This window comes from Nocardia sp. NPDC052112, assembly GCF_040680135.1.
Lineage (GTDB): Bacteria > Actinomycetota > Actinomycetes > Mycobacteriales > Mycobacteriaceae > Nocardia.
This window is the reverse complement of sequence record NZ_JBFAWD010000001.1, coordinates 77,329-89,390: the sequence shown is the minus strand read 5'-3', so window position 1 is coordinate 89,390 and position 12,062 is coordinate 77,329. Positions and strand designations below refer to the sequence as shown.

10 protein-coding genes are annotated in these 12,062 nt (G+C 67.2%); 1 reads left to right on the top strand and 9 read right to left on the bottom strand.

From position 1 onward, the window contains the following. Positions 1-80: 80 nt before the first annotated feature. The 8 genes from AB0L58_RS00420 to AB0L58_RS00385 form a co-directional block, all read right to left on the bottom strand. Positions 81-1,226 (bottom strand): acyl-CoA dehydrogenase family protein, encoded by a 1,146-nt coding sequence (locus tag AB0L58_RS00420; RefSeq protein WP_364378605.1) that lies wholly within the window; start codon positions 1,224-1,226, stop codon positions 81-83. Between the two features lie 159 nt (positions 1,227-1,385). Beyond that, on the bottom strand, positions 1,386-2,432 hold the full coding sequence (locus tag AB0L58_RS00415) for an alpha/beta hydrolase family protein (protein ID WP_364378602.1): 1,047 nt from the start codon (positions 2,430-2,432) through the stop codon (positions 1,386-1,388). Positions 2,433-2,498: 66 nt separating this feature from the next. Then, entirely contained in the window at positions 2,499-3,398 is a 900-nt protein-coding gene (locus tag AB0L58_RS00410) for a lysophospholipid acyltransferase family protein (RefSeq protein WP_364378599.1), read from the bottom strand. Between the two features lie 113 nt (positions 3,399-3,511). Further along, positions 3,512-4,978, bottom strand: coding sequence for a GTPase HflX (gene hflX, locus AB0L58_RS00405; RefSeq protein WP_364380113.1), 1,467 nt, complete (start codon positions 4,976-4,978; stop codon positions 3,512-3,514). Between the two features lie 223 nt (positions 4,979-5,201). Then, a complete protein-coding gene (gene dapF / locus AB0L58_RS00400; RefSeq protein WP_364380110.1) occupies positions 5,202-6,086 on the bottom strand; it encodes a diaminopimelate epimerase in 885 nt (294 codons plus the stop codon). A gap of 27 nt (positions 6,087-6,113) precedes the next feature. Continuing rightward, the gene (locus tag AB0L58_RS00395; protein ID WP_364378596.1) at positions 6,114-6,959 is read right to left on the bottom strand and encodes a TrmH family RNA methyltransferase; all 846 of its coding nucleotides are present in this window, start codon (positions 6,957-6,959) and stop codon (positions 6,114-6,116) included. After that, positions 6,956-7,873: a tRNA (adenosine(37)-N6)-dimethylallyltransferase MiaA gene (gene miaA / locus AB0L58_RS00390; protein WP_364378593.1), complete on the bottom strand. Its 918-nt coding sequence runs from the start codon at positions 7,871-7,873 to the stop codon at positions 6,956-6,958. Before miaA ends, AB0L58_RS00395 begins: the two co-directional genes overlap by 4 nt. Continuing rightward, positions 7,870-8,658: a hypothetical protein gene (locus AB0L58_RS00385; RefSeq protein ID WP_364378590.1), complete on the bottom strand. Its 789-nt coding sequence runs from the start codon at positions 8,656-8,658 to the stop codon at positions 7,870-7,872. The genes miaA and AB0L58_RS00385 overlap by 4 nt, the downstream gene beginning before the upstream one ends. Before the next feature lie 264 nt (positions 8,659-8,922). On the opposite strand from AB0L58_RS00385, the gene AB0L58_RS00380 reads away from it, so the two are divergent. Further along, entirely contained in the window at positions 8,923-10,353 is a 1,431-nt protein-coding gene (locus AB0L58_RS00380) for a DUF349 domain-containing protein (protein ID WP_364378588.1), read from the top strand. A 692-nt stretch (positions 10,354-11,045) separates the two neighbouring features. Here the strand turns inward: AB0L58_RS00380 and AB0L58_RS00375 are convergent. Next, complete coding sequence (locus tag AB0L58_RS00375; RefSeq protein ID WP_364380107.1) at positions 11,046-11,627, bottom strand: hypothetical protein; 582 nt, start codon at positions 11,625-11,627, stop codon at positions 11,046-11,048. Positions 11,628-12,062 lie beyond the last annotated feature (435 nt).

Genomic DNA, 12,062 nt, shown 5'->3' with positions numbered 1-12,062 from the left:
TGACGCAACAGGTTCGATGTCGACGAAAGCGCCCCGGCCGCGGACCGGAGCCTGCGACTGGGACGCGAAACCGATTGGTATCAGCTCAGTTTCAGCGAACGGCCGATGATTTCCTTCATGATTTCGGTGGTGCCGCCGTAGATGGTCTGGACGCGGGCGTCCATGTAGGCCTTGGCGATCGGGTATTCCTTCATATAGCCGTAGCCGCCGTGCAGCTGCAGGCAGCGGTCGATGAGATCGAGCTGCTCCTCGGTGCTCCACCACTTGGCCATGGCGGCGTCCTCGACGGACAGCTTGCCCGCATTGAGGTCTTCGATGAAGCGGTCGACCAGGACGCGGACGGCGGTGGTCTTGGTGGCCAGTTCGGCCAGCACGAAGCGGGTGTTCTGCAGCGCGCCGATCGGCTTGCCGAAGGCCTTGCGGTCGCGCACGTACTGGATGGTCATCTCCAGGCAGGCTTCCATGGCCGCGGCCGCCATGACGGCGATCGACAGGCGTTCCTGCGGCAGGTTGTTCATCAGGTGGATGAAGCCCATGCCCTCGGTGCCGAGCAGGTTCTTGCCGGGAACGCGGACATCGGTGAAGCTCAGCTCGGCGGTGTCCTGGGCCTTGAGGCCGAGCTTGTCGAGGTTGCGGCCGCGTTCGAAGCCGGGCATGCCGCGTTCCACCACGAGCAGGCTGAAGCCCATCGCGCCCTTGTCCGGATCGGTCTGGGCGACCACGATGACGATATCGGAGTTGATGCCGTTGGTGATAAAGGTCTTGGCGCCGTTGAGGATCCAGTCGTCCCCGTCGCGGACCGCGCGGGTCTTGATGCCCTGGAGGTCGGAGCCGGTGCCCGGTTCGGTCATCGCGATGGCGGTGATGATCTCGCCGGAGCAGAAGCCGGGCAGCCAGCGCTGCTTCTGCTCATCGTTGGCGAGTTCGAGGAGGTAGGGCGCGATCACATCGTTGTGCAGGGCGAAGCCGAGGCCGGAGTACTGGCCGCGCACCGACTCTTCGGCGACGATCGCGTTGTAGCGGAAGTCCTGCACCCCGCCGCCGCCGTACTCCTCCGGCATGGCCATGCCGAGGAATCCCTGTTTACCGGCCTCCAGCCAGACCTCGCGGTCGACAATGCCCTGCTCTTCCCACTTCGCGTGATTCGGCGCGACGTGCTGATCGAGAAATTTGCGGAACGACTCCCGGAACAGCTCGTGTTCGGGTTCGAACAGTGTGCGCTGCACGCCAACCTCCTAGTGACCACACGGCCGGTCCACACCGACCCGTCGTTGCTACACACGGTACCCGGAATGAGAACCATCGTTTACTTCTGGGCCGGAAATCGTGGTCTCACCTGGACCGGCGGAGGTGATTCGGCAAGCCGATCGGTAAACACGGAGATGCTAGGCAGGCAACCCGAGTCCCCGCGCCAGGACGGGCCAGGAAGCCCGCAGAGCGTCTTCCCAGTAGCCCCAGGAGTGGGTGCCGGTGGATTGGAAGTCGTAGGTGGCGGGGATGCCCAGTTGGTTCAGGCGGGTCTGCAGATTGTGTGAGCAGTAGTTGGCCGCGGCTTCGAGAGCACCGCCGACGGCGACCTGGTTGGCGAGGCCACCGGCACCCGGCAGGGAGTGCTGACCGTTGAGAGTGTCCCATCGGCCGGGAATGCCGCTGCCGTCGGAGATGAACAGGTTCAGGCCGCGCAGTTGGTCGGCGTGCACATAGGGGTCGTTGGCGGCCCACATCGGATCACCTTTTGGCCCATACATATTCGCCGAGTCACCGCCGCCCGCGGCGATGACGGCGTTCGCGAAGTTGTAGCCGACCGGGTCGGAAATCTGCGCGCAACCGCTGTAGGCGGCCACGGATTGGTACAGACCCGGTGCCGCGATCGGCAGTTGCAGTACCGAAGTACCCGACATCGATAGCCCCGCAATCGCATTGGTGCCGTTGGCACCGAGGCCGCTGTCGATGAGCGGGGGCAATTCCTCGGTAAGGAAGGTCTTCCACATATTCACGCCGAGCTCCGGATCGGTGGCGCGCCAGTCGGTGTAGTAACTCCATGCGCCGCCGACCGGTGTGATCACATTCACATCCTTGTCGTTGAAAAACTGCGCGGCATTGGTCTGCGCCTGCCAGGTCGCCGAATCCTCGCCGCCACCCGCGCCATTGAGCAGATACAGGGTCGGGCGCGGGACCGAGGTGTCGGCGGGGCGCTGCACCTGGATCTCGATGTTCTTACCCATGGCTGCCGAGAACACCTGCAGGGTCAGATTGCGGTTGTCCTGTACCGCGATATCGGCGATATACGAGCCATCGGACGAGTGCGACGAAACGAGCAATTTGCCGGACGCGATGACCGGATCGGCGACGGGGGCCGCGGACGCGAAAAAACCACCCGATGCGGCTGGAAATCCCACCAGAACCGCCGCCACACCCGTTACTGCCGCCATACGCACTCTCGTTCCAGCCATCCGGCCAAAGTATGGAGAGTTACTGAAAAATAACTGAGAACAGCCTCAGAACAGACTGCGCAGTCGACCGAATAGGGTGCGACCTGGATCACGATCGCGCTCGCTGAACAGGAACTTCAGCTCCTCCTCCAACTCCTTGCGCACCACGTCCCGCAGTTCCACCGCGGCGGCGTGCATATCCGGCGCATCACGCCACGGCGTCGGATCGATCGGCGCACCGGCGGAGAAGTAGAAGCGCTCGGGGCGCGGGATACCGGTCGGGCCGACGCCACGGATCAACGGCGGAGTCAGGTCGCGGTTCAGGCCGAGTGCCTCGACGGCCCAGCGCAGCGGTCGCATGACCGGATGGTCGCCGTCGAAGACGATGTCGTAGGCGTCGTCGACGCCGATCATCGCCACCGGCACGATCGGCGCGCCCGCCTCGATCGCCATATGCGCGAAGCCGGAACGGCCCTCCCACTTGAGGACGTACTTTTCGTTCTTGCGGCGCACCGCTTCGCGACCGCCGCCGGGAAATACGATGACGGCCTCGCCGCGGGCCAGCAGCGCCAGACAGTTGCGCCGGTTGCCCCGCACCGTGCCGAAGTGGTGCAGCAACTGACGGATACCGGGCACATTGATGAGCACATTCTCGGCCAGCCCGCGGATCAGTCGACCACGCCGGCGCAGCACCTCGGGCAGCAACAGCGGTGCATCGATACCGCCCAGCAAATTGTGGTTGCCGACCAGCAGTACCGGTCCCTCGGCGGGAATGTTCTCCAGGCCGTAGAACCGTGGACTCGTCCACGCGCGCAGCGGCGCGAGTACGGTGTCGAGCACCCGAATATCGGTGTCGGTGAGCGAAACCGATAGTGGCGCACCGTCACTCAACTCCGGCGCGGTGAGCGACGAAGCACCGGAACGCCGATCAACCGAATCGGTCGAACCGGAGTGGTCACGCGACATTTAACCCTCCTGATGTCGATTCGATGACGATAGCGCAACGAATTCGCCTGTGTAGCACCGGATGTGCTGAGCGTGCATTACCGACCGGCCGGTCCGCCACGCGAAACCGCTACTCAGTGCACGGAACCATTGGCCGCGGGCGAACCCGCACTGCTCTCCTCGGACGATCCACCGGCATGCGCAAACGGGGACAGCGCCGCCGCCAGTGCGTGCGGGACGCGAGCGCGCACCCGGGTGCCACCTTCCTCGTGCTCGGAGGTGGTGATGCGACCGTCCGCATGAATGCGGGCGAGCAGATCGCCACGGGTGTAGGGCAGCAGCACACTGATTTCGACATCGAGGCCGCCGAGTACCTCGGCCAGGCGCTCACGTAGTTCGGTGATGCCGATGTCCTTGTGCGCCGAGACGTAGGATGCGTCGGGCAGCATCGCGCGCAGCCGGGTGAGCTCGACCGGCTCGATCGCGTCGATCTTGTTGACCACCAACAGTTCCGGCGGCGCCGGTATCCCCGATTGTTTGATCACATCGGTGATCACCTCGCGGACCGCCTTGATCTGTTCGGCGGGCAGCGGGTCGGAACCGTCGACGACATGCAGCAGCAGATCGGCGCCGGTGACCTCCTCCAGGGTGGATCGGAACGCCTCGACCAGCTGGGTCGGCAGATGCCGCACGAATCCGACGGTATCGGTGAAGACGACCTCGCGGCCGTCGTCCAGTTCGGCCCGGCGGGTGGTCGGATCCAGGGTCGCGAACAGTGCGTCCTGGACCAGTAGGCCCGCACCGGTCAGCGCGTTCATCAGGCTGGATTTACCCGCGTTGGTGTAGCCGACGATGGCGACCGACGGGATGCCGCTCGAGGTGCGACGGGCCCGCTTGGTATCGCGCGCGGTCTTCATTTCCCGAATCTCGCGGCGCAACTTGGCCATTCGTTCGCGAATGCGGCGGCGATCGGTCTCGATCTTGGTCTCACCGGGACCACGCAGACCCACACCGCCACCGTTGCCGCCCGCACGACCACCGGCCTGCCGGGACATGGACTCACCCCACCCGCGCAGTCGCGGCAGCATGTATTCCATCTGGGCGAGTGAAACCTGCGCCTTACCCTCGCTGGAGGTCGCGTGCTGGGCGAAAATGTCCAGGATCAGCGCGGTCCGGTCGATCACCTTGACCTTGACGACCTTCTCCAACGCAGTCAGCTGCGCCGGGGTCAGTTCACCGTCGCAGATCACGGTGTCGGCGCCGGTTTCGAGCACCACGGCGCGCAGTTCGTCGGCCTTGCCGGAACCGATATAGGTGGCCGGATCCGGCTTGTCCCGACGCTGGATCAGTCCCTCGAGCACCTCCGAGCCCGCGGTTTCGGCGAGCGCCGCCAGTTCGGTCATGCTCGCCTCGGCCTGCGTCGCGGTACCGGTCGTCCACACCCCGACCAGCACGACCCGCTCCAGTCGCAGCTGCCGGTACTCGACCTCGGTGATATCGGCAAGCTCGGTCGACAGACCTGCGACACGCCGCAGCGAGGATCGTTCGTCGAGTTGCATCTCGCCGACGGTGGGGTCGGCGGTCCATCCGGACCGCTGCATCCGCGCGGCGTGCTCGGCGACTACGTCGCCGGTGTCTTCCGTCGTGTCCTCGACGGCCTCGACGTGGTCATTGTCGCCGTCGGCCGGAGTGAATTCATAAGTCTTCGATTTCGTCATACAGCATCCATGCTGCCACGACTGCTCACCGATGTGCACTCGGTTATCCCTGGGCGCGGCCGATACCGCCGCGTCCAGGCAGCACCGTCCGCTCCGGCGGGCGCCATCACAACGACTGCGACGACCACCAGCTTTCGGCAATCCGACCGGTCGCGACCAGCACCGACGGTCCGCGCAACCACGCCGCGCCCTCGGCGAGCCGGACGCTGACCTCGCCACCGAGCACCCGCACGCGCACCTCACCGGTGTCGGTGGCGATGCGAAAACCGTTGGCGACCAAGGCCGCTGCCGCGGCGGCGACAGTTCCGGTGCCACAGGAGCGGGTTTCGCCGACGCTGCGTTCGTAGACGCGCATATCGACCGCGCCGTCGACGAGGCCGGTCAGGATCTCGACATTCACGCCCTGTGGGAACAGGTCCGGGTCGAAGCCTGGGGCGACGGTGAGATCGAGTTTCGCGAGCGCGTCCACCGACATGGTCGAATCGACGCACGCCAGGTGCGGGTTGCCGACATCGATGCCGATGCCGGGCAGGGCCCAACCACCGATGGTCGCGTTCGACGAACCGAGCTCCCGCACGATACCCATCTCCACGGTGACCTCACCGTGGGCGGGCCCACCGGAATGCACCGTGACCGGACGCGCCCCGGCACGACTGCCGACGATGTACTCCGTACGTGAGTCGAGTCCCTTCGCCGCCAGGTAGTGCGCGAAAACCCGCACACCGTTGCCGCACATCTCGGCGATCGAGCCGTCGGCATTGCGGTAGTCCATGAACCAGTCGGTTTCGGCGATGCCCTCGGGTATCTCGGCGAGCACCCCCGCGTCCCGCAGCGCACCCGCACGCGCCACCCGCAGCACACCGTCCGCGCCGAGTCCGCGGCGACGATCGCACAGTGCGGCGACCCGGTCCGGCGTCAAGTCCAGCCGGACCTCCGGATCGGGGAGCACCACGAAATCGTTCTCGGTGCCGTGGCCCTTGGTGAACTCGATATCCGACACGTCGCGCATTCTCCCTGCTTATCGTCCTCGAACCAACGTACGGCGCTGCCGCGAAATTTCGTACAGCGCGATCGCGGCGGCCGAGGGCGCGCCGAGCGAGCTGGCCGTGCCGCCCATCGGGATATAGACCATATCGTCACAGGCCTCCTGCCAGGCCGCGCTCATGCCGCTGGTCTCATTGCCGACGACCAGAATCGTCGCCTCGGCGAAGTCGTAGTCGAAGACCGCGGCCGCGCCGTGCTCATCGGTGCCGACGATGCGGGTCGGGATGCCGCGCTGGATCTGCCGGTCGCGGAATTCGAGCACCTGAGCGGGCCCGGCCGCGCGGAAGACCGGCATGGCGAACAGCGAACCCGTGGATGCGCGGACCGCCTGCGGATCGTATTGGTCGGCACCGTGACCGGTCACGATGATGCCGCCGGCGCCGAACGCGTCGGCGGAGCGGATGAGCGTGCCGAGATTGCCGGGCGAGTTGGGGCGGTCGAAAACCACCACGACCGGTGGCGCGGCGTCATCGGGCTCGCCCGGCTCGAAGGTGTCGAGCTCGGGTTGCCTGGATATCGCGACGGCCACCAATTCCGGTATGCCGCTGGACTTTTCGCCGAGCTCGGCCATCAACTCCGGTACCAGGCCGACCTGCGGTACGCCGCTGGTCTCCAGGAGTTCGCGCGCCCAACTCGACAGATCCGGCGCGCCGAGGCGGTAGAGCATCGTCTCCAGCGGCCAGTCGTTGGCGATCGCCTGGTTGATCGGGCGCACACCCTGCACCAGGAAGCGGCCGTCGCGGTGACGCTTGGTCCGGTTGTTCAGATACGCCTGCCACACCTGGACCGAGGCATTTCGGGTACTCACACGACGAGTCACTGCGGAATCCGTTCCCTCTCGAGCAGGGACAACGCGGTCACGACCAGATCGGGATCGGCGCCGTCCACCCACCGCACCCTGGGATCGCGGCGGAACCACGAGCGCTGCCGCCGGACATAGCGCCGGGTGCCGATCAGGGTGCGTTCCTGCGCGTGGTTCAGGTCGTATTCGTTGTCCAGATAAGACAGGACTTGTGCGTAGCCGATCGCCCGGCGCGCCGTGACGCCTTCGCGCAGCCCCTTGCCGATCAGTCCACGGACCTCGTCGACCAGGCCGGCCTCGAACATCAGCGCGGTGCGTCGTTCGATGCGCGCGTCGAGTTCGGCGGTGTCGCGGTCCACGCCGATGATCACGGTATCCCAGCGCGGTTTCCCGATGACCGGCGCCGAGGCGGCGAACGGGCGGCCGGTGAGTTCGACGACCTCGAGCGCGCGCACCATGCGGCGGCCGTCGGTCGGCAGAATCGTCGCCGCGGCCGCCGGATCGGCCGCTCGCAGCGCCTCGTGCACGGCAGCGACGCCACGCTCGGCAAGCAGCGCCTCCCAGCGCGCCCGGACCGTCGGATCGGTGGCCGGAAACTCCCAATCATCAAGCAGCGCTTGGACATACATCATCGAGCCGCCGACGATGATCGGCGTCCGGCCGCGCGCCATGATCTCGCGCACGTCCACGCCCGCCGCGGCCTGATAGGCGGCGACGGTGGCGGTTTCGGTCACCTCGAGGACATCGAGTTGGTGGTGCGGGATATCCCGGCGTTCGGCGGGCCGGAGTTTCGCGGTGCCCACATCCATGCCGCGGTAGAGCTGCATCGCGTCGATATTTACGATTTCGCCGCCGAGTCGTTCGGCGAGGTCGAGGCCGAGGTCGGATTTGCCGGTGGCGGTGGGGCCGACCACGGCGATCGGCGTAGTCACCGATCACCTCCCGATGCGCTCGGCCGCCAGATGCCCACCTGATATCCGACGCCGAACGGGGCCTCGCTGTACAGGGTTTCGACGGCGGGTGCGATCGGATCGGCGGCGAACAGTCCGGCGAGTACCTGGTAGGCCGCGCGGCCGGACAGCACGAGTTCGTCGCACAAGGCCGGCTCCAGGGCGAGCAGGCCCGCGGTATCGCCTTCGGCCAGTGCGCGGTCCAGTTCGCGCTGCACGTCGGCGGCACGCTCGTCGAGGTATCCCGGTGCCTCGAGGGTCAGCGTAGCCGCGCCGTCCGCGACGACCAGTACGCCCGTCTGCTCGGGCGAATCATCCAGCGCGGTACGCAACCGCGCGCCGATCCGGGCGCACTCATCGGCAGGGGTGTCGACGGCGACGAGGGTGGTCGCGGCCGCCGCTTCCGGGGCGACCTGACCACGCAACCACCCGGCGATCAGCGCAGGCAGCGGCTGCTGGGGATCCGCCGCGCCGGGTGTGCGCCCCGATCGCGACAGCGCCTCCTCCGAAAGCCCGACCCGCACGTCCGCACCGAAACCGCGGAAGGTGCCGACCGCATCCGGTCCAATGATTTGCGCGGAGGCGCCCACACCGATGACCGTCCAGTGCCGGGTCGTCGCGGCCAAGGCGCCGATCGCGGTGAGTGCGGCCACGCGCAACACCGCCGGTGCGTCGTCGGAATCCGACCCGGCCGCGTGCGCGTGCGCGCCGCACAGCTCGGGCACCAGGATCGGCGGCGACGGGACCAGGGCCGCAATGGAGAACACGCCGTAACCGTAGTCGTTCGCCGAATGGGCGATCCACACCGCCGCTGTCGCGTCCGCAACCTCGGGCTTCGAGTGTCTTTGCCGCAAACTCGGCCGAGATTGATAGTGTTCGAGGTGCTACAACCCAGGTCATCACGGGTTGATTTCCCTGGGAATCATCAGTCGGAGGGTATTGATCGATGGTTTACAGGGCTCGGACCGGGTTCAATGGAGTGAGCTAGGGCGTAACCAGGCAGCCGTGACGCGCGGCAGGGACGAGGAGCAATGAGCGACAGCAACGGAACGGCGAAAGCGACCCCCGGCAGCACGCCGCGCCCCTCGGATTCCCCGAAGGCCGCCGTGCCTAAACCTTCCGCCGCCCCCAAACCATCCGCGGCGCCCAAACCAGGCGGGTCGACGGCCCATCCCAAGCCACATGCGGTAAAGCCGGCGCCGGGTCCGGCCGCGCAGCAGCATCCGCATCCCGTCGTCGTCCCGACCGTCAGCGATCCGAGTGCGTGGGGTCGCGTCGATGACGACGGCACCGCGTGGGTGAAGACCGCCGAAGGCGAACGCGTCGTCGGATCCTGGCAGGCCGGTGACGCCGCCGAGGGCCTGGCACATTTCGGCCGTCGGTTCGACGATCTGGCCACCGAGGTGGCGTTGCTCGAGGCTCGGCTGGCCGCCGGGGCGGATGCCCGCAAGACCAAGGCGGCCGCGGTCACCATCGCCGAATCGCTGCCCACCGCGGCGGTCATCGGCGATGTCGACGGGCTGGCGCGACGACTGCAGGCCATCGCCGAACACTCCGAGGAGGCGGCGGCGCACGCCAAGGAGGAGAAGGAAAAGGCCAGGCACGAGCACACCGAGCGCAAGGAAGCACTGTGCGTCGAGGCCGAGAAGATCGCCACCGAATCCACGCAGTGGAAGGCCGCGGGCGATCGGCTGCGCGAAATCCTGGAGGAGTGGAAGTCCATCCGCGGCGTGGACCGCAAGGTCGACGACGCACTGTGGAAGCGCTATTCCAAGGCTCGGGAGGCGTTCAACCGCCGCCGCGGCGCACACTTCGCCGAACTCGATCGCGAGCGTGCGGCGGCGAAGTCGCGCAAGGAAGAACTCTGCGTGCAGGCCGAGGAACTGTCCGATTCCACCGATTGGGCCGGCACCGCCAGTGTCTTCCGCGATCTGCTCGCCGAGTGGAAAGCCGCGGGCCGGGCACCGCGTGAGGCCGACGAGGCACTGTGGCGGCGTTTCAAGAGCGCCCAGGACGTCTTCTTCGCCGCGCGCAATGCCGCCGTCTCCGAGCGCGACGCCGAATTCGAGCACAATGCCGCAGCCAAAGAAGATCTGCTGCGCGCCTACGAACACATCGATCCGGCCACCGATCTGGACGCCGCCCGCGCCGCCCTGCGCGAACTCCAGGACAAATGGGACACGATCGGCAAGGTCCCGCGCGAACGCATCCAGGAACTCGAAGGCAGACTCCGTGCTATCGAAAAGCGCGTCCGCGACGCGGTCGACGCCCAATGGCGCCGCACCGATCCGGAGGCCGTGGCCCGAGCCGCCCAGTTCCGCGAGCGCGTCGCCCAGTTCGAGGAGCAGGCGGCCAAGGCAACCGCCGCCGGCAATAAGCGCGATGCGGAGAAGGCACTGGAGCAGGCCAAACAGTGGCGCGAGTGGGCCGAGGCCGCGGAAGGCGCCGTCAGCAACCGCTGATCCTCTGTAGGCGCTGATGCGGACGGGTGGTCGGCCGCGTAGAACTCGCGTGCGATCGGCATCCGGCCGTCGATTCGACTCCGCATCTCGGAAGCGACGCAGTGTGCGTACCTCGGCGTCCAGCCCCCGAGACCGAAACCGCGGAACTGGTCCAGTGTTCATCTCAGCTCGGATGAGACCAGCGGTGCCGAGTCGGCGGCATCATCCGCGTGGGCTCGAGCACTCGGGGATTGGTGGTCGGCCCGCGAGCTCATGGAATCCGGGCTCGCGGTGGGCAACGGACCTGGCGCTCGTCACAACCGAGCTGCGACCCGTGCGGCCGCGCCCAATTGTGCTCGCGGGCCCTTGGCATTCTCTGTCGCGGTCGCACAAAAGTGCACACGCAGGCCCAACTCGGCTCGCTGCTTTGCGATGGAGCGGGCGGCTCGAGATTCGCCGAGACGGTAGGTGAGGTCCTCGGCGGTGGCCAGATCGCTGCCCCTGCGGTCCGCGCCGAGTGCCGCCGCGCAGACAGCTCAGGAACCCACCAGCTTCCATCAGCGCGTCGTGTGCCGCCGAACGGGTGCGGACACGTCAGAGGCCGTAGGCGACTCCATGAGCCCTCGTTGTTCGGCAGATTCGAGCCGTTCTGCCGCACAGCCACGAATGTGCACCGTCGGCATCGGTCCGGCAGTCGCGGACGCGGCGATGGTTCAGGAATCGCCGGTGAGGCGGCGACGGTCGCGTTCCTCGGCGGCGGCCGCGGCATTGCGGCGCTGTTCTTCCGCGGCGAGCTGCAGCGCGGTGCGACTCCAGACGACGCGGATCCAGTGGAAGGTCAGGACGATGATGGCGATGGTGCCGAGGATGAGGCCGACACCGGGACCGGCGCCGTGGTAATTACCCAGGCCGGGGGTCTGGCGGTGCCAGATCGAGAACACGCCGAAGACGCTGCCGATGGCCGAACCGGCAACCGCGATCCAGGCGAGCACCCAGCGGCGGGTCATCAGCGCGAGCAACGAGAAGCCGATGCCGAAGAGCACGGCAAGCCAGACGAAGATCCGCGACGGCAGCCCGATGTGCTCGGCGCGCGCAGCATCGGTGCCGAGCAGCACATCGAATCCGCGGGCACCACCGGCATGCGACAGCACGAGCGAGAACAGCAGCAGGAACACCGCGCCCGCGACCACCATCGCGCGCACCCCCGGATCGATCTCCCCCGCGATGCGCCGCTCGACGGCATCGAGTTCGTCCTTGAACTGCTCGAAGCCATTACTGCTCTCGACCGAGTTCACTGAGCCCTCGTCTCCTTCGGCTGATCCCTGCTCCGCTGCCTTATCGGCATTCACTGTGCCACCACGATCCCCATCCCCCGCAGCCACCCCACTACGCCCGGTAGTACTCGACTCCTCCGCGTCCGAACCCCCACCGCCCTCACCCGCCCCCAGACGCGCACGCCCTTCGTCGGATCCCGAGTCGTCGCCCACTTCGTCTCCCGACGAGCCGGTGCCGCCTTGGCCCGATCCCACACCGCCGCCCTGCGAGTCCGGTTCCGACGAATCTTCCCCAGACGCACCGGGCTCGACGCCCGCTTCGGCACCCGCCCCGCGATCCGATTCCGCACCGCCCGAATCCGGTTCCGACGAATCTTCCCCAGACGCACCGGGCTCGACGCCCGCTTCGGCACCCGCCCCGCGATCCGATTCCGCACCGCCCGAATCCGGTTCCGG